An 18,200-nucleotide genomic window follows, 5' to 3' on the forward strand; every position below is an offset into this window, starting at 1 on the left:
CGAACGCGACCCTCAGACCGGCAGCGCGCGCGCCAGGATCGCCGCGCAGTCGACGCCCGCCGGCAGGCGTCCGAAGGCCCCGCCCACGTCCCGCGCCACGCGCGAGGCGACGAAGGCGGCGCCGACGAACGGCGGCGCATGGCGCAGCAGCAGCGCCGCCTGCACCGCGATCACGATCCGTTCGGCCAGGCGGCGCGCGCCGTACTCGTCGCCCTGCTGGCCTTCGAGGTCGGCCAGCAGGCGCCCGGCATACGCGGTAAAGGCCGGATCGGCGGCACCGGCCAGCGCCAGCTCGCCCGCCAGCGCCTCGCGCGCGGCCGGGGTCTTGCCGAAGGCGCGCAGCAGGTCCAGGCACATCACGTTGCCGGAACCTTCCCAGATCGAATTGACGGGCGCTTCGCGGTACAGGCGCGCCAGCGGGCCGTCTTCCACATAGCCGTTGCCGCCCATGACTTCCATGGCCTCGGCGCCGAAGGCCGGGCCGCGCTTGCACAGCCAGTATTTACCGGCCGGCGTGAGGATGCGCCCCAGCAGCGCCTGGGCCGGGTCGGCGCCCTCGTCGAAGCAGCGCGCCAGGCGCAGCGCAAAGGCGGTGGCGGCTTCCGATTCCAGCGCCAGGTCGGCCAGCACGTTCTGCATCAGCGGCTGTTCGGCCAGCGGGCGTCCGAAGGCGGCGCGTTCGCGCGCGTGGTGCAGCGCGTGCGTGAGCGCGGCGCGCATGATGCCGGCGCTGCCGAGCACGCAATCGAGGCGGGTATGCCCGCCCATCTCCAGGATGGTCGGAATGCCGCGCCCGACTTTGCCCACCAGCCAGCCGACGGCGTCGCAGAACTCGACTTCGGAAGAGGCGTTCGAGCGGTTGCCGACCTTGTCCTTCAGGCGCTGCACGCGGATCGCGTTGCGGCTGCCGTCGGGCAGGTAGCGCGGCACGAAAAAGCAGCTCAGGCCCGCGCTTCCTTCGGCCCCGGTCTGCGCCAGGATCAGGTGCGCGTCCGACTGCGGGGCCGAAAAAAACCATTTGTGGCCGACGATGCGCCAGGCGCCGGCGCCCTCCTCGCCGAAGCGCGCCCGGGCCTCGGCGGCGGGCAGTTCGGTGGCGCGCGTGGTATTGGCGCGCACGTCGGTGCCGCCCTGCTTTTCGGTCATGCCCATGCCGATCAGCGCACCGGTCTTCCGTTCGACCGGCAGCGAGCGCGGATCGTACCGGCGCGAGAGGATCTTGGGCAGCCATTTGGCGCCGATGGCGCCGGCCTGGCGCAGCGCCGGCACCGAGGCGTAGGTCATCGTAACCGGGCACTGGGCGCCGTTTTCCACCTGCCCGAACAGCAGGTACTGGGCCGCGCGCGCCACCTGCGCCCCGGCCTGGCCCGAGTCCCACGGCGAGGCGTGCACGCCGGCGCCGATCATCAGGTCCATCAACTGGTGCCAGGACGGATGGAATTCGACCTCGTCGATGCGCCGTCCGCTGCGGTCGACATGATGCAGCACCGGTTGATGTAGATTGGCCAGGCGCGCCAGGTCGAGCACCTCGGCCCGGCCGAGCCGCTCGCCCAACGCCGTCAAGTCCTCGAGCGCCCACCCCGCCCCTTCGCGCGCGAGCGCTTCGCGCAGGGCCGGATCGGCAGCGAACAGGTTGACATCCGCGAACGGAGTTGCCTGATTGAAAATTGTATGCGTATCGAATGGGTTCATGGTGCGAATCGACTCAACTCCCGAAAAATATTGCGCAAAAGCAGCATATTCACGCTTTGTCCACCCCCGAAACGGCGCCGGTGAGCGACAATGACGGTCTGCCCCGCACGCTGCGGCACGTCGCGCTACAGCCTAGCCCAAAGCCGAAAACAGGGCAAGAGTTGCTTTCCCGCCCGTCTCGAGCGCCGGCTTTTGCGTTCGGTCAAGCAACATTGAATGACGCGCATCACCGTCGATTTTTGATGCATTCTGGAATCTTTCCGTGTCACAGTGGATGGCGATTTGCTAAACTAGGGCAAGCCATAAAACCAAGGTAACGACTTTTACAATGCGCACCAGTGCCCCTTCCGTGCCCCCGGGCGACACCCTCACCGAGCTCGACCAGTTCATGGAAGCGGCCGGCGACATCGTGTTCCGCCTCGATGCGGGCGGCCGGATCAAGGCCGCCAGCAAGCGCACCGGCGCCCTGTTCAGCTTTGCGCCGGGGTCCGCGCTCGCCGCGCTGGTGTGCGAGGCCGACCAGGCCGGCCTGGCCGCCGCCCTGGCCGACGCCGCCGGCGCCCCGGTGCGCCTCGAACTGCGCCTGAAGGCGCCGCACAAGGAACTCTGGTTCGAGCTGCGCCTGTGCCGCCTGCAGCAGGGCGGCGCCAGCGGCGCCATGCTGCTGCTGGCGGTCGGGCGCGACATCTCGGCCCAGCGCGAGACCGAAGAACGGCTGCGCCACATGGCCACCCACGACAGCCTGACCGAGCTGCCCAACCGGCTGCTGCTGTCGGACCGGATCCGCATGGTGATCGCCCACGCGCGCCGCTCGGGACAGCATTTTGCGGTGGCCAGCATCGGCCTCGATAGTTTTAAAAAAGTCAACGACGGCCTGGGCCACCCGGTCGGCGACGCCGTGCTGCGCATCGCCGCGGCGCGCCTGCGCAAGACCCTGCGCGACAGCGACACCCTGGCGCGCATCGGCGGCGACGAATTCGTCGCGGTCCTGCCGGGCACCTGCACCGAAGCCCAGATCAAGCTGGTCACCGGGCGCCTGCTGGCGGCCCTGCAGGCGCCCTTCGAAGTCGACAAGCACACCATCTACATCGGCGCCTCGATCGGCCTGGCGCTGTTTCCCGAGCATGCCGAGGACGAAGTCCAGCTGGTGGCGCTGGCCGACGCGGCCATGTCGCGCGCCAAGGAAACCGGCAAGGCGCGCTGCCTGGTCTACAGCCCGCGCACCAGCGGCCCGCCGGAGCACGACATCTCGCTCGAAGCGGCCATGTTCCAGGCGGTGCGCGAAGGCGAGTTCTTACTGTACTACCAGCCGATCGTGGACGCCGCCACGCGCCGCATCCAGGGCTTCGAAACGCTGATGCGCTGGAAGCACCCGACCCTGGGCATGGTGCCGCCGGTGCGCTTCATCCCGATCGCCGAAACCAATGGCCTGATCAACCTGCTGGGCGCCTGGGCCCTGAAGGCGGCCTGCGTCCAGCTCAAGCACTTCGAGGAAGCGGCCAAGCGGCCGCTGTACATCTCGGTCAATATCAGTCCGCGCCAGTTTCGCAACGATAAATTCCTCGAGGTGCTGGACCACGCGCTGGCCTTTTCCGGCATGAGCGGCAGCCAGCTGGTCCTCGAAATCACCGAAGGAACCCTGATGATCGACCCCGTGCACGCAGAATCGATCCTCGTCAAGATGGCCGAGCGGCAGGCGCGCATCGCCATCGACGATTTCGGCACCGGCTACTCCTCGCTGGCCTACCTGAAGCGGTTTCCGATCTCGGTGCTGAAAATCGACCGCGCCTTCATCAAGGACTTGCCGGACGCGCCCAAGGATGGCGCGATCTGCAATGCGGTGCTGGACCTGGCCAAGCACCTCGACCTGTCGGTGGTGGCCGAAGGGGTCGAAACCGAAGCGCAGCTCGACTACCTCGACCGGCGCGGCTGCCAGTACATCCAGGGCTACCTGACCGGCAAGCCGATGCCGGCCCACGCGGCCATGGCGGCCCTCAAGGAAGACCTGTACGCCTCGCTGATGCCGATCGAAACGCAGGCGGGGCCGCGATGATCGCCGGCGCCCTGCTCCACCCGTCGCCGCCGGGACCGGCCAGCGCCGACGCCACCCTGGCCCAGTTGTGGGAACGGGTGCGCCGGCGCGGCGACATGCCCGGCTTCGCCAAGGCCATCAGCGCCATCCTGGGCGCCATGCGCGGCGAGGACGAGCACCAGTTCAGCATGACGCAGACCGTGCTGTCGGACCCGGTCCTGACGCAGAAGGTCCTGCGCCTGGCCAACAGCGGCATGTATTCGGCCTTCGGCCAGCGCATCAACACCGTGAGCAAGGCGGTGCTGGTGCTGGGCACGGAAGCGATCGGCCACCTGGCGCTGGGCCTGAAACTGATCGAGGAACTGACGCGCGCCTCGCCCGATTCGGCCATCGCCCACGTGGAGATGGAAAAAGCGGTGCTGGCCGGGATCGTGGCGCAGCAGGTCACCTCCAGCGCCAGCGCCACCCCGCGCGACGCCGAGGAAGCCGTGGTCTGCTCGATGCTGCACACCCTGGGGCGCATGATGGTCACCTTTTACATGCCGGAGCGCTGGACCGCGCTGCAGGCGGTGGGCGGCACCGGGGGCGAGGACGCGGCCGCGCCGCCGGTGCTGGGCATGTCGATGGAAGCGATCGGACGCGCCGCCGCCGAACACTGGGGCCTGCCGAAGAACCTGATCGCCGGCATGCGCCGGGTCGAACCGGCCCCGCGCGGCGACGTCTTCACCCACGAAGACTGGCTGGCCGCGGTGTCGACCATGTCGTCCCAGTGCGCCAGTTCGCTCTGGAACGACGACGAAGCCGGGGCGGCCCAGGTGCGCGTGCTGGCCGCGGATTTTTCGTCGATGCTGGGCGTTGCGCCCGATCACCTGCTGAGCGCCATCGAAAAGGCCAAGGAAACGGCGGCGGCCGACCTGTCGATCGCGCCGCTGTCCAAGCCGGCCGAAAAGCGCGCCGCCGACATGGCCACGCGCCGCATGCGGGCGGAGGGCAACAAGGTGCTGCTGTCGGGCGTGTCCGACATGCGCGACGTCGTCGCCAGCGCCAATCCGGGCCAGATGATGTCGATGGCGCTGGAAACCGTGTTCCAGGGCCTGACCTTTTCGCGCGCGCTGGCCTTCCTGCGCAACCGGCGCGAGAACAGGTACATCGCCAAGATGGGGCTGGGCGACGGCACGGCCGCGCTGATCGGCGCGCTGTCGTTCGACGATACCTACAGCGCCAACGTGTTCCACGCCTCGCTCGGGAGCGACCGCGTGATTTTTGTGGAGAACGCGCAAGACGCCAAGTTCGCGGCCAAGCTGCCGCAGTGGTGGAAGGATTCGCTGCCGGACGCGCGCAGCTTCGTGATCCTGCCGCTCTCGTCCAACGGCCAGCCGGTCGGCTTCATTTACGGCGACTGGGACGACAGCTTCCCGGCGATCCACCTGAGCCAGACCGAATTCGGCCTGCTCAACGACCTGCGTTCGCTGATCGTCAAGACCGTGGTGCGGCGCCAGCAGGTGGAACTGGACGCCGCCAGGCCGCGCTGATCAGCCCTGGCGCTGCCAGCGGAACGACAGCGCCGCGCTGCCCGCCGCCGCCGCCGCCAGCGCGCCGGCCAGGTAAAACACCGCCTGCGGGCCGACCTTGTCCCAGCACAGCGACATCGCCAGTCCGCCGCCGGTGCCGCCGATGCCGTAGGCAAGGCTCATGTACAGCGCCTGCCCGCGCGCCTGCAGGGGGCCGGCGAACCAGCGCTGCATCACCATCACGGAACTCGACAGATGCGCGGCGAAGGTGGCCGCGTGCAGCAGCTGGGCCAGCGCCAGCACCAGCAGCACCTGGCCGGCCGCGCCGATGACCGGAAAGCGCACCGCGGCCACGGCGAAGGCGCACATCATCACGCGCTCGGCGCCGAAGCGGCGCAGCAGCGGCGCCTGGAAATAGAAGAACGCCACCTCGGCCACCACCCCGAGCGCCCACATGATGCCGATCACCGGTTTGCTGTAGCCGGCCTGCTCCAGGTACAGCGAGTAAAAGGCGTTGAGCGACATGTGCACGCCGGCCATCAGCGCGGCCGAGACGAAAAAGGCGATCACCTCGCGCCGCCGCAGCACGCTCCACAGGCCCGGCGCGGCCTCGGCATGCGCCGCCAGCGGCGCCTGGCGGATGCCGAGGCCGGCCGCGCCGACGCACAGCAGCAGGAACAGCGCGATCCACGGCAGCGCGCCCACGCCCAGCCAGTCCAGCAGCCAGCCGGCGGCCAGCACCGCCACGATGAAGCCGACCGAGCCCCACATGCGCACCCGCCCGTAGTTGCTGGCGTCGCCGCGCATGGCCGCGAGCAGCAGCGCTTCGGCCAGCGGCGCCTGGGCGCTCGAAAACAGGTTGAAGGCGACCATCACGGCGATGAACTGGAAGTAGCTGGCGGCAAAGAAGATGCCGCAAAAGGCCAGCAGCGCGCCGGCGGTGGTCAGGCGCAGCACGGCCACGCGCCGGCCGGTGTGGTCGGCCAGCCAGCCCCACAGGTTCGGGCCGATGATGCGCAACACCTGGATCAGCGACATCAGCACGCCGATCTGGGGCGCGCTCATGCCGCGCGCGGCAAAAAACAGGGTCGCGTAAATGGCGAACGCGCCGACCTGGGCGTAGTACGCGAACAGGAACAGCGCGAACGGTCGAAGCGGCGGCCCGGCTGGCGGCGCCGCCCCGGCTTTAAGCAATTTTCGGCGTATCGACCCGCACATCGCCGCACTGGGCGCGCTGCATCAGGGCGTGGTCGATCAGCACCAGCGCCAGCATGGCTTCGGCGATCGGCGTGGCGCGGATGCCCACGCAGGGATCGTGGCGGCCGAAGGTTTCGACCAGCACCGGGTTGCCGGCCTTGTCGATCGAGCGGCGCGGCGTGCGGATCGAGGACGTCGGCTTGATCGCGATCGAGACCGTGATGTCCTGGCCGGTCGAAATCCCGCCCAGCACCCCGCCGGCGTTATTGCCAACAAAGCCTTCCAGGGTCAGTTCGTCGCCGTGCTCCGAGCCGCGCTGCGCCACCGAGCGGAAGCCGGCGCCGATCTCCACGCCCTTGACGGCGTTGATGCCCATCATGGCGTAGGCGATGTCGGCATCGAGCTTGTCGTAGATCGGCTGGCCCAGGCCCACCGGGATATTCTTGGCCACCACGTCGATGCGCGCGCCGATCGAGTCGCCGTCGCGCCGCAGGTCGTCCATGGCCGCTTCCATGCGCGCGATCAGGTCAAGGTCGCCGGTGGCGGCAAAAAACGGGTTGTCCGGCACATGTTCCCAGGCCTGGAAGGGCACGACAATGTCGCCCAGCTGGCTCATGCAGCCCATGAAGACGGTGCCGTACTGCTGGTGCAGCCATTTCTTGGCCACCGCCGCCGCGCCGACCACGGGCGCCGTCAGGCGCGCCGAGGAGCGTCCGCCGCCGCGCGGATCGCGCACGCCGTATTTGTGCCAGTAGGTGTAGTCGGCATGGCCGGGACGGAAGCTCTCGACGATATTGCCGTAATCCTTGCTGCGCTGGTCCTGGTTGCGGATGATCAGCATGATCGGGGTGCCGGTGGTCTTGCCTTCGTAGACGCCGGACAGGATGTCGACGGTGTCGGCCTCCTGGCGCTGGGTGACGTGGCGCGAGGTGCCCGGTTTGCGGCGGTCGAGGTCGGGCTGGATGTCGGCTTCGGACAACACCAGGCCCGGCGGGCAGCCGTCGATCACGCAGCCGATGGCCGGGCCATGCGACTCGCCAAACGTTGTAACGGTAAACAGCTTGCCAAAAGAATTGCCGGACATGATAGGAAGGAAAGTGGCGGAAAAGCCAATTCTACCAGCCCGCGCGCATTTGCTGGCGGCAAGGGCCAGGATCCCGCCGGCCCGTTCGCCACGCGCTGAGCATTTTGCCAAGGGTCTTGATCTGTTGTGCAATTTCTTTTTCTCACTGTTAATAGATACAGTGGCCCGAATTCGTGGCATGCTATGGAAAAGCAGTGGCAGTTCGCTACGACCGGCGCCGGCTTGCCGGCACGAATGTGCGTTCGATATCGCAATCGGACGTATACTGGCGACGCATCACGACCGAGAAACGCCTGGAGAAGCGACACATGCCCCCATCGAGCACGCCCTTGGACGACCTTGAGGACGACCACGACGACCTGGTATTTTTGGAGGAACACCCCGCCGCGCCCGCGAGCGCGGGGCCGGGCGGCGTGTGGCGCGTGATGATCATCGACGACGACGAAGACGTGCACTCGACCACCACCTTCGCGCTCGGCAACCTCGACATGCAGCAGCGCCCGCTCGAATTCGTGCACGCCTATTCGGCCGGCCAGGCGCGCGAGATGCTCAAGCACGAACACGACATCGCCGTCATCCTGCTCGACGTGGTGATGGAACAGGACGACGCCGGCCTGCACCTGGTGCGCTACATCCGCGAAACGCTCAAGCTGGCCGACGTGCGCATCATCCTGCGCACCGGGCAGCCCGGCTACGCGCCCGAGATCGACGCCATCCGCGATTTCGACATCAACGACTACAAGACCAAATCCGAACTGACCCGCATCAAGCTGTTTACGACGGTGACGGCGGCCATCCGCTCGTACGAGCAGATCCGCGCGATCAGCACCAACCGGCGCGGGCTCGACCGCGTGGTGCGCGCCAGCACCGAGCTGATGGCGCTGCACGGGGTGCAGAACTTCGCCGCCGGCGTGCTGGCGCAGATCTCCGACATCCTCGGGGTCGAACCGAACGGGGTGCTGTGCGTGCAGGAGTGCCCGGACGGGCGTTGCCGCGAGCTGCACATCATGGCCACGGCCGGCGCGCTGCGGCGACTCGGCGCGGGCCGCCTGACCGCGCTGGAAGACGCCAGCGTCGCCAGCGCGCTCGAGCGCACCCTGGCGCAGCGCCGCAATATCTACGAAGCGGGTGCGGTGACCCTGTTCTTCGCCGGCAAATCGAGCCGCGATTTCGCCGCCTTCCTGGCGCCCGGGCGCATGCTGGGCGAGATCGACCAGCGCCTGCTGGAAGTCTTCTCCAGCAATGTGGCGGTGGGGCTGGACAACGTGGAGCTGGTCAGCCACCTGCACAACGCCGCCTTCTACGACCAGCTCTCCAAGCTGCCCAACCGCACCCGCCTGGTCGAAATCCTCGACGCCACGCTGGCCGGGCCGGCGCGCGAAGACGCCACCCTGTCGCTGGTCGACCTCGACCACTTCGCCGAAACCAACGACGCCCTCGGCCACCAGTTCGGCGACCTGCTGCTGGTCGCCGTGGCCAGCCGCCTGCAGCAGCGCCTCGGCCAGCAACTGACGGTGGCGCGCATCGGCGGCGATATTTTTTCGGTGCTGGGCGACGCCGCCGCCGTCAATCCGGTGCGCATCCTGGCGCTGTTCGAAACCCCGTTCTCGATCGACGGCCAGGATGTCCAGCTGTCGGCCACCCTGGGCCTGGTGCGCCTGTCGGAGCACGACGGCAGCGGCGCCGACGCCCTCAAGGACGCCGACATCGCCCTCAAGCGCGCCAAGAGCCAGCAGCGCGCCGGCCACTTCTATTTTTCGCGCAGCATGGGCGTGGAAATCCGCGAACGCGTGCGCATGATGCACGCGCTGCGCACCGGCTTTGCCAAGGGCGAGCTGTTCGTCGTGTACCAGCCGCAGATGGACCTGGCGGCGCGCCGCCCGGTCGGCGCCGAAGCGCTGCTGCGCTGGCAGACGCCCGACGGCACTTTCATTTCGCCGGACCGCTTCATCCCCATCGCCGAATATTCGGGCCTGATCATCGACATCGGCGAATGGGTGCTGCGCAGCGCCTGCCATGAACTGGTGCGCCTGCGCGAAGCGGGGCACCGCCAGTTCACGATGTCGGTCAACGTCTCGCAGGTGCAGTTCCGCCACCCGTACTTCCTCGACATGCTGCGCTCCGCGCTGGAAGAAACGGGCGCTCCGCCCGAATTCATCGAACTCGAAATCACCGAATCGATGGCGATGGAAGAACCGGACCTGCTGATCAAGATGCTGGGCCAGATCAAGCACACCGGGGTGTCGATCGCGATCGACGACTTCGGCACGGGCTTTTCCTCGCTGTCCTACCTGCAGCGGCTGCAGGTCGACCGGCTCAAGATCGACCGCGCGTTTGTCACCGAAATCACGCACTCGGCGCGCGGCAGCAGCATTGCCGAAATGGTCATCCAGCTCGGGCGCAACCTGGGCCTGTCGGTGATCGCCGAAGGGGTCGAGGACGAACGCCAGGCCGCCATCCTGCAAGCGCTCGGCTGCCCGTTGGCGCAAGGCTTCCTGTTCGCCCGGCCGATGGCCACCACCGCCTTGTACGCATGGCTGAACGACGACGGCCTGTCGGCGCCAGTTTGACCGGAAATATCCCACTAGCAAGCAATCGTTGCACATCGGCAACAAGGTCACTTCCGGTCACCGTAAACGCCCCGTGCGCGCCCCCGTTCACGTAATATCGTAGTCATGCTTTGCAATGGACGGGGCGCCAACTTGAATGAATGCATGAGTACGAGTTTTCCGGGGCGCTTGCACCAGCTGGCGCGGCGCGCAAGGCGTGCGTGTGCGCTGCTGGCACTGGCCGGCCTGGCGCTATGCAGCCCGGCGTACGCCCTCGATCCCGACAAAGCCTTCCACCATTTCGTGCGCACCAGCTGGTCGATCCAGAACGGCCTGCCGCAGGTGAGCGTGCAAGCGATCGCCCAGGACCAGCAGGGTTATATCTGGATCGCCACCCAGGCCGGCCTGGCGCGCTTCGACGGCGTGCGCTTCACCAATTATTCGCCCGAAAACCAGCCCGCCATCGCCGGCGTGTGGATCCGCAGCCTGCTGGCCGACGGCGCCGGGCGCCTCTGGATCGGCACCTACAAGGGCTTGACCGTCTACGACAAAGGCGTGTTCCGCGCCATTCCGGCGGCCGATCCGCTGCAGTTCCCCGTGCTCGACATCCACGCCATGGCCGAGGACCAGGGCCGGCTGGTGGTGGCCACCAGCAGCGGCGTATTCGACTTCGACGGCAGCAAACTGGTGCACCGGTCCGGCAGCCCGGCCCCGGCCACCGCCCTGCTCAAGAGCGCCGACGGGGTGTATATCGGCGGCGCCGGCGGCATTTTTCACAGCCGCGGCAAGGAGATCGAACTGATCGCCCTGCCGGCCGGCCTGCGCCACGGCGTGGTCAGCCGGCTGGCCGAAGCGCAGGGAAAAATCTGGGTCGGCACCAGCGTCGGCCTGTTCGCGCGCGAAGGCGGCGCGCTGCTGGCGGCCACCGGCGAGCCGATCCTGCAAAGCTCGCCGACCACCATGCTGTACCAGGACAGCGACCGCAACCTGTGGGTTGCCAGCAACGCCGGCATGGCGCGCATCCGCAACGGCGAGGCCACCGAAGTCATCCCCGACAAAAACCCGGCCGCCTTCAAGGGCGTGCTTGCCGCCTTCGAAGACCGCGAACGCAACCTGTGGCTGGGCAGCCAGTGGCAAGGCCTGGTGCGCCTGTGGAACGGCTCGACCCGGCGCCTGGCCGCGGCCGAAGGCTTGACCGAACCGATCGTCTGGTCGGTGGCGCGCGCGCCGGACGGGCGCACCTGGGTCGGCACCAACGACGGCCTGAGCGTGTACAGCGACGGGCGCTTCCGCCAGGTGCTCAGCGGCAGCCAGTTGCCCCATCCGCACGCCTACAACCTGCTGGCCGACGCCGACCGGATCTGGATCGGCACGCGGCGCGGGCTGGTGCTGTGGCGCGACGGCAAGATCGAAGCGCCTGCCCTGTTCGCGCCGATGGCGGCGGCGCAGATCAACGGCATCGTGCGCGACCGCAACGGCGTGATCTGGTTTCCCACCAGCGAAGGCGTGTTCCGCCTGGCCGAGGGCAAGCTCGTCAAATTCGGCAAGAACGAAGGCTTGCACGACGTGCGCGCGCGCCAGGTGCGCGAACTGAAGGACGGGCGCCTGCTGGTGACGACCCAGGACGGCCTGTACGAACTGCGCGGCGACCGCATGGAGCAGATCGGCCTGGACAGCGGCCTGCAGCCCGGCATGGACGTCACCGCCATCACCGAGCTGCGCGACGGCTCGCTGGTGCTCGGCTCGCTGACCGAGGAGCTGTACCTGTTCAACGGGCGCCGCTGGCACAAATTCGCCGCCGCCGAAGGCTTGCCGCCGAACGCGCCGTTTTACCTGACCGAGGACGCGGCCGGCTACCTGTGGTCGGCCGGCCTGCGCGGCATTTTGCGGGTACCGGTGGCCGACATGCGCCAGGTGCAGAACGGCCAGGCCAAGACCGCCTACGGCGAGATGATCCTCAACGAGCGCGGCGACCGGCGCAGCGGCGAACAGGGTTTCTGCTGCAACGGCGCGGGCAATTCCAAGGGATTCATGGATCCGGCGGGCACGCTCTGGCTGCCCAGCCGCGACGGCGTGGTCACGCTCGACACCATGGGCCTGACCAAGAACATGACCCCGCCCACGGCCGTGATCGAGCGCGTGCGCGTGCTCGACACCTGGCGCGACATGCGCCACGGCCAGGAAGGCGCGCTGCGCGTGCGCGAAGATGCGCGCGACATGGCGTTCGAGTTCACCGCCCTCTCCTTCCAGGACCCGGCCAGCGTGGTGCTGCGCTACCGCCTGCACGGCTACGACAAGGACTGGCGCGAACTGGCGGCCGGCGCGCCGCGTTCGGTCAACTACACCAATCTGCCGGCCGGCTCGTACAGCTTCGAGGTCAAGGCCAGCAACAACGCCGACGTCTGGAACAAGCTGCCGGCGCGGCTCGACTTCACGATCGCCCCGCATTTTTACGAGACCAGCTGGTTCTACGGGCTGTTGCTGGCCCTGCTGGGCGGCACCATCTACGGCGGCTACCGGCTGCAGCGGCGTTCGCACGAGAAGCAGCGCGCCGCGCTCGAACTGCAGGTGGCCGAGCGCACCGAGCAGCTGCACGTGGCCAACCGCGCGCTGGAACTGGCCAGCCAGACCGACCCGCTGACGGGGCTGCACAACCGGCGCTACCTGAGCAACCAGATTCCGGCCGACCTGGCGTTTTACGAGCGCGAGAACAAGCGCACCGGCTCGGGCGACAACACGCTGCTGTTCGCGCTGGTGGACATCGACCATTTCAAGCGCATCAACGACACCTACGGCCACCGCGCGGGCGACCGGGTGCTGCAGCAGGTGTCCGACGTGCTGCGCGGCCAGGTGCGGGTGGGCGACTACATCGTGCGCTGGGGCGGCGAGGAATTCCTGCTGGTGTGCCGGCCCAGCACGCGCCAGTTCGTGCCGGTGCTGGGAGAGCGCATCCGGCGCGCGGTGGCCAGCCATGTGTTCGACCTGGGCGATGGCATTACGGTGTCCCTGACGTGTTCAGTGGGGCTGGCCGAAAGCGGCTTGTATCTCGACGACAGCAAGCGCGTGAGCTGGGAGCATCTGGTGGAACTGGCCGATGCGGCGCTGTACTGGATCAAGGCGAACGGCCGCAACGGCTGGAGCGCACTGCGCCCGAAACCGGGGGTGGACAACGCGGAGCTGATCGAAAAGCTGCACCTGGGCGCGCAGGCGATGATCGATACCGGGCGCGCGACCCTGATCAGTTCGAGCGACCAGTTGACGCCGGCGCATGCGGCGCTGGCGGAGTCGAATAACCCGGCGTAACGATTGGTTCATGGACGCGCGCCTGCTCTTTCCATTGCAGCCGGGCGCAAGAAGCGGGGGTGTCCTGCCTTACCATGTGAACGACAGCGCCGTATTGTCGTCCCCATACAGTTGTGCCGTGTTGCCCGTCTCCGCGTCAAAGACAAGATACTTCATCATGCCATGCCGATACACCAGATGCCGCTCATCGAGCCAGCCGATGATATTGAGCGTGTAGCCTTCGCACTGATGATAGTGCCCAACAGCGACCGGCTTGATCGCACCAGCCTTGTTTTCGACGACCAGCCGGTACGGCCGGCTATCGTGTCGCTGGTCGAGATAGGCATGCCACCGCCCGCCCGGCGACCGCACCGACCGGTGCGCCTCGTGCGAACGCGGCACACCCTCATCGGCAACACCGATGGCCGTCGCACCGCGTTTGAAGTCATGGCGATGTGTGCGCGAATCGTACTGACCCGACAGCTTTTCGATGCGGCCACTGGCGGGATGAAAACCAACATAGAATTGACCGCTACCGGACATTGCGCGCACCATGATTAACAGCGTCTTGCCATCCTGCGACCAATCGGTCGCAGCCCATGCTTTTTGGACGGGAATTGTAGGGGGCAGCTCGACGGATACCAGGCGCGCAGTTGCGGTGTCAAACACAAAAATGCCGGCACCGCTGGCATTTGTCCAGCGGCTGTCGTAGCTCGCGCCAATGGCCAGATAGCGGCTGTCCGGCGAAAAACCGGGAATTCCGCCTCCCCATGCAGGGTGTTCATACACCAGCCGTTCCGAATTGCTGCGTCGGTCGTAGAGCCAGTACTGCGTCTTGTTACCTGTTTTCAGAACGCCGCTGTAACTGAGCCATCTGCCGTCGGCCGAGGCGCGCAAGGTTGGCGCCGAATCGAAACCGTGGTCGGACAGGATCGTCGTCTTGCCGCTGATGAGGTCCAGTTTGACGAGCCGGCCTGCATCTTCCACCGCATACAGCGGCGTCGTGATGCGCATCGCCGACAATGCAACTTTACCCGCGCCGCTGGATTCATGCTGGCCACAAGCTGCGTCCGCGCTTGGCGCAGACGCCATCGCCATGCCCGTCAAACCTGCCGATATGACCAAACATGCGTAGCGATACCACATCTTAAACGCGCACGATGCCATCGATCACGGTGATCGACTGCCCGCCAATCCACGGTTCGCCATCTATGTACGTCACTGCGATGCGCCCGTCGCACTGCAGACAGGCACCCTGGCGCGCGCTGTAAGCGCGGCTGGTCTCGCCGCCATCGGGAAAGCCCTGCGCCGCCAGCACGCGCGCGATGCAGGCGTTGGCGCTGCCGGTGACCGGGTCTTCGACCAGCGATCCGTGCTTGGTAAACAGCGCCCTGACCTCGTAATCGGCCGGCCCGCCGGCATCATGCGGGCCGTAGACCGCCACGCCGGTCACGCCCAGGCGCGTCAATTCCTGCAAGGCGGCGCCGTCGACGCGCGCATCGAGGCAGGCTTGCGCACTCGCCAAGCGCACCACCAGCCAGGCGATGCCCATGGTGGCGATCAGCGGCGTGCAGCCGGCGTCGATCACGGTGCCCGGCAAGACGCGCGCGAGCAATGGCTGATGCTGGAGCGCCAGCGGCGCCAGGCTGGCCGCCGGCGCACGAAACGCCAGCGCGCCATCGGCGCCGACGTCGATCGGCACCAGGCCCACGCCGCACTCCTGCACCAGCGTGCCCGCGCGGCGCGGCGCCAGCCCCGCTTCCAGCAAGGCGTGCGCCGTGCCCAGGGTCGGATGGCCGGCGAAGGGAAACTCGGTATCGGGAGAGAAAATGCGGACGCGGTAGTCGGCCTGCGCATCGCGCGGCGTCAGCACGAACGTGGTTTCGGACAGGTTGGTCCAGCGCGCCATGGCCTGCATCTGGGCGTCGGACAGGCCGTCGGCGTCGAGCACGACGGCCAGCGGATTGCCCTTGAACGCGACGCCGGTGAACACGTCCACCTGCTTGAAGCGGCGCGCCGCGCCCAGGGCCGCCGTCAAATCAGTCTTCCTGCGCGGTTTCGGCCGGCCAGTCGCGGATGTAGGCCTTGAGCATGCGGTTCTCGAAGCTCTGCGCCTCCAGCACCGCGCGCGCGACGTCGTAGAACGAAATCACGCCGAGCAGGGTCTTGGCGTTCATGACCGGCAGGTAGCGCGCGTGCTTTTCGAGCATCATGCGGCGCACTTCGTTCACTTCGGTGTCGGGCGTGACCGTGATCGGATGGTCGTCCATGTGCTTGCGCACCGTGCCGCCGCCGACCGCGCCGTTGTTCTTGTGCAGCACCTTGATGACTTCGCGGAATGTCAGCATGCCGACCAGGTCGCCGAACTCCATCACCACCAGCGATCCGATGTCCTTTTCGGCCATGGTGTTGACGGCATCGACGAGCAGCATCTCGGGCGTTGCGGTATAGAGGATGTTGCCCTTCACTTGAAGGATTTCTGAGACTTTCATGGTGGCCGCCTTCTGTGGTGAGGTTATAAGTGGATGCCTGTTATAAGCCCTAGCTCCGACTGTAGCGTAAGCTTGGCAAAAAATCCAGCATTGCGATCGATCATGGCACTGCTGACAGCGCCCGATTGGCATTTGCACCATTTTAGCGAGCAAACCACGTTTTTGTGCAACGCATGCGTGCTACGATTCGGCCCATCCTTTTTTACCACGAGATGAGCCCACCATGAGCGGACCTCAGTATCCCGGCTTCGACACCCTGTCGCTGCATGCCGGCGCCACGCCCGACCCGGCCACCGGCGCACGCGCCACCCCCGTCTATTTCACTTCCTCGTTCGCGTTCAAGGACTCGGACCACGCGGCCTCGCTGTTCAATATGGAACGCGCCGGCCATGTGTATTCGCGCATCTCGAACCCGACCAACGCCGTGCTGGAAGAACGCATCGCCGCGCTGGAAGGCGGCGTGGCCGGCATCGCCACCGCCAGCGGCCAGGCCGCCATGCACCTCGGGCTGGCGACCATCGCCGGCGCCGGATCGCACATCGTCGCTTCGCGCGCGCTGTACGGCGGCTCGCAGAACCTGCTCGGCTACACCCTCAAGCGCTTCGGCATCGAGACCACCTTTGTCGACCCGCGCGACCCCGACGCCTGGCGCGCCGCGATCCGCCCCAACACCAAGGTGCTGTTCGCCGAGACGCTGGGCAATCCGGGGCTGGACGTGCTCGATATCGCCACCGTCTCGGCCATCGCGCACGACCATCACCTGCCGCTGATGATGGATTCGACCTTCACCACGCCGTATCTGCTGCGGCCTTTCGACCACGGCGCCGACCTGGTGTTCCACTCGGCCACCAAGTTCCTGTGCGGGCACGGCACCGCCATCGGCGGCTTGCTGGTCGACGGCGGCACCTTCGACTGGCAGGCCGCCTACGACAAGACCGGACGCTTCGCCGAATTGTGCGAGCCGTACGAGGGCTTCCACGGCATGGTGTTCGCCGAGGAGTCGACCGTGGCCCCGTTTTCGCTGCGCGCGCGGCGCGAAGGCCTGCGCGATTTCGGCGCGGTGATGAGTCCCCACAATGCGTTCGCGGTCCTGCAGGGGATCGAGACGCTCAGCCTGCGCATGGACCGCCACGTGGCCAACACGCGCAAGGTGGTCGAGTTCCTGCTGTCGAATCCGGCCGTGGAGTCGGTGTCCTACCCGGAACTGGAATCGCATCCCGACTACGCCCTGGCCAAACGCCTGCTGCCGAAGGGATGCGGCGCGGTGTTCTCGTTCAGCCTCAAAGGCGACCGCGCGGCCGGGCGCCGTTTCGTCGACGCCCTCAGGATTTTCTCGCACCTGGCCAATGTGGGCGACGCCAAGTCGCTGGTGATCCATCCGGCCTCCACCACCCATTTCCGCGTGCCGACCGAACAACTGGCGGCGTCGGGCATCAAGGAAGGCACGATGCGCCTGTCGATCGGGCTGGAAGACGCGGACGACCTGATCGAGGACCTCGCGCGCGGCCTGAAACTGTCGCAGAAGGGAGCTTGAGATGATGGTTCACCTTCCCGGCTTCGACGCCTACTGCTACAGCGGCGGCAAGGCCTTCAACGCGGCCCAGCCGACCATCGTCTTCATTCACGGCGCCCAGAACGACCATTCGGTATGGGCTTTGCAGTCGCGCTATTTTGCCCATCACGGTTTCAACGTGCTGGCGGTCGACCTGCCCGGCCACGGCCGCAGCAAGGGCGCTGCCCTGCACAGCGTCGAGGAAATGGCGGCCTGGCTGCTGGCGCTGATGGGCGCCGCCGGCGTGGAACGCGCCATCCTGGCGGGCCACAGCATGGGTTCCCTGATCGCGCTGGAAGCGGCATTCCAGGCGCCGCGCCGGGTCAGCCACCTGGCGCTGCTGGGCACCACCTATCCGATGAAGGTCTCGGACGCGCTGCTGGACACGGCCAAGAACAACGAGCAGGCCGCGATCGACATGGTCAACATCTTCTCGCATTCCTCGATGGCGCAAAAGCCGTCCTGCCCCGGACCGGGGTTTTATACGATGGGCGGCGCGCAGCGGCTGATGCAGCGCATGTCGGCCATCAATCCCGACCAGCTGTTCTACACCGACTTTTTCGCCTGCAATGCCTACGCCAACGGCCAGGCGGCGGCCGAAGCGGTCGCCTGCCCTACCCTGTTCATTTTCGGCAGCAAGGACATGATGACGCCGCCGCGCTCGACAAAGTTGCTGACGTCGGCAATCAAGCATGGCAAAATCGTACAGGTGGATGCCGGACATCAACTGATGGCCGAGCAGCCGGACGCCGTACTGGACGCGCTGTTCGGCTTCGCCACCGCGCCCGCGTAGAGTAGAGTAGCCAGGA

The 18,200-nt window shown here is 67.1% G+C and carries 12 protein-coding genes; 6 read left to right on the forward strand and 6 right to left on the reverse strand.

Going from position 1 to position 18,200, the window contains the following annotated elements:
• Window positions 1–12: 12 nt before the first annotated feature.
• Window positions 13–1,692 carry an isovaleryl-CoA dehydrogenase gene (locus EJB06_RS26955; RefSeq protein WP_126077128.1) on the reverse strand — a complete coding sequence of 560 codons (1,680 nt, stop codon included), beginning with the start codon at window positions 1,690–1,692 and terminating at the stop codon, window positions 13–15.
• A gap of 328 nt (window positions 1,693–2,020) precedes the next feature.
• Here EJB06_RS26955 and EJB06_RS26960 point away from each other — a divergent pair, with 328 nt between their 5' ends.
• Both EJB06_RS26960 and EJB06_RS26965 read left to right on the forward strand, forming a co-directional pair.
• Window positions 2,021–3,745, forward strand: a complete 1,725-nt coding sequence (locus tag EJB06_RS26960) for a putative bifunctional diguanylate cyclase/phosphodiesterase (protein WP_229427311.1) — start codon at window positions 2,021–2,023, stop codon at window positions 3,743–3,745.
• Window positions 3,742–5,256, forward strand: coding sequence for an HDOD domain-containing protein (locus tag EJB06_RS26965; protein ID WP_229427312.1), 1,515 nt, complete (start codon window positions 3,742–3,744; stop codon window positions 5,254–5,256). Before EJB06_RS26960 ends, EJB06_RS26965 begins: the two co-directional genes overlap by 4 nt.
• Here EJB06_RS26965 and EJB06_RS26970 read toward each other — a convergent pair whose 3' ends face one another.
• Complete coding sequence (locus tag EJB06_RS26970) at window positions 5,257–6,429, reverse strand: MFS transporter (protein WP_229427313.1); 1,173 nt, start codon at window positions 6,427–6,429, stop codon at window positions 5,257–5,259.
• Window positions 6,422–7,516, reverse strand: a complete 1,095-nt coding sequence (gene aroC / locus EJB06_RS26975; protein WP_126077130.1) for a chorismate synthase — start codon at window positions 7,514–7,516, stop codon at window positions 6,422–6,424. The genes EJB06_RS26970 and aroC overlap by 8 nt, the downstream gene beginning before the upstream one ends.
• 308 nt (window positions 7,517–7,824) lie before the next feature.
• On the opposite strand from aroC, the gene EJB06_RS26980 reads away from it, so the two are divergent.
• Complete coding sequence (locus tag EJB06_RS26980; RefSeq protein ID WP_126077131.1) at window positions 7,825–10,086, forward strand: GGDEF/EAL domain-containing response regulator; 2,262 nt, start codon at window positions 7,825–7,827, stop codon at window positions 10,084–10,086.
• Between the two features lie 144 nt (window positions 10,087–10,230).
• Window positions 10,231–13,368 (forward strand): ligand-binding sensor domain-containing diguanylate cyclase, encoded by a 3,138-nt coding sequence (locus tag EJB06_RS26985; protein ID WP_164558051.1) that lies wholly within the window; start codon window positions 10,231–10,233, stop codon window positions 13,366–13,368.
• A 69-nt stretch (window positions 13,369–13,437) separates the two neighbouring features.
• On the opposite strand, the gene EJB06_RS26990 is transcribed toward EJB06_RS26985, so the two are convergent.
• Genes EJB06_RS26990 through EJB06_RS27000 form a run of 3 tightly spaced genes read right to left on the reverse strand, consistent with a single transcriptional unit; the run spans window position 13,438 to window position 15,839 of the window.
• Window positions 13,438–14,445 carry a TolB family protein gene (locus EJB06_RS26990; protein WP_126077133.1) on the reverse strand — a complete coding sequence of 336 codons (1,008 nt, stop codon included), beginning with the start codon at window positions 14,443–14,445 and terminating at the stop codon, window positions 13,438–13,440.
• Between the two features lie 49 nt (window positions 14,446–14,494).
• Window positions 14,495–15,385 carry a PhzF family phenazine biosynthesis protein gene (locus EJB06_RS26995; protein ID WP_307720482.1) on the reverse strand — a complete coding sequence of 297 codons (891 nt, stop codon included), beginning with the start codon at window positions 15,383–15,385 and terminating at the stop codon, window positions 14,495–14,497.
• 1 nt (window position 15,386) lies between these two features.
• Window positions 15,387–15,839, reverse strand: a complete 453-nt coding sequence (locus EJB06_RS27000; protein ID WP_126077134.1) for a CBS domain-containing protein — start codon at window positions 15,837–15,839, stop codon at window positions 15,387–15,389.
• A 223-nt stretch (window positions 15,840–16,062) separates the two neighbouring features.
• Between EJB06_RS27000 and EJB06_RS27005 the strand changes: the two genes are divergently transcribed.
• Complete coding sequence (locus EJB06_RS27005) at window positions 16,063–17,373, forward strand: O-acetylhomoserine aminocarboxypropyltransferase (RefSeq protein ID WP_126077135.1); 1,311 nt, start codon at window positions 16,063–16,065, stop codon at window positions 17,371–17,373.
• Between the two features lies 1 nt (window position 17,374).
• The gene (locus EJB06_RS27010) at window positions 17,375–18,184 is read left to right on the forward strand and encodes an alpha/beta fold hydrolase (RefSeq protein WP_126077136.1); all 810 of its coding nucleotides are present in this window, start codon (window positions 17,375–17,377) and stop codon (window positions 18,182–18,184) included.
• Window positions 18,185–18,200: the final 16 nt, after the last annotated feature.

Source organism: Massilia atriviolacea, assembly GCF_003953935.1.
In the GTDB taxonomy this organism is placed as follows: domain Bacteria; phylum Pseudomonadota; class Gammaproteobacteria; order Burkholderiales; family Burkholderiaceae_D; genus Telluria_A; species Telluria_A atriviolacea.

Coding starts and splice junctions, on each gene's coding strand:
- EJB06_RS26990 (WP_126077133.1), bottom strand. CDS start 14,445: ATGGCGATGGCGTCTGCGCCAAGCGCGGACGCAGCTTGTGGCCAGCAT.
- EJB06_RS27000 (WP_126077134.1), bottom strand. CDS start 15,839: ATGAAAGTCTCAGAAATCCTTCAAGTGAAGGGCAACATCCTCTATACC.
- aroC (WP_126077130.1), bottom strand. CDS start 7,516: ATGTCCGGCAATTCTTTTGGCAAGCTGTTTACCGTTACAACGTTTGGC.
- EJB06_RS27010 (WP_126077136.1), top strand. CDS start 17,375: ATGATGGTTCACCTTCCCGGCTTCGACGCCTACTGCTACAGCGGCGGC.
- EJB06_RS27005 (WP_126077135.1), top strand. CDS start 16,063: ATGAGCGGACCTCAGTATCCCGGCTTCGACACCCTGTCGCTGCATGCC.
- EJB06_RS26980 (WP_126077131.1), top strand. CDS start 7,825: ATGCCCCCATCGAGCACGCCCTTGGACGACCTTGAGGACGACCACGAC.
- EJB06_RS26985 (WP_164558051.1), top strand. CDS start 10,231: ATGAGTACGAGTTTTCCGGGGCGCTTGCACCAGCTGGCGCGGCGCGCA.
- EJB06_RS26960 (WP_229427311.1), top strand. CDS start 2,021: ATGCGCACCAGTGCCCCTTCCGTGCCCCCGGGCGACACCCTCACCGAG.
- EJB06_RS26955 (WP_126077128.1), bottom strand. CDS start 1,692: ATGAACCCATTCGATACGCATACAATTTTCAATCAGGCAACTCCGTTC.
- EJB06_RS26965 (WP_229427312.1), top strand. CDS start 3,742: ATGATCGCCGGCGCCCTGCTCCACCCGTCGCCGCCGGGACCGGCCAGC.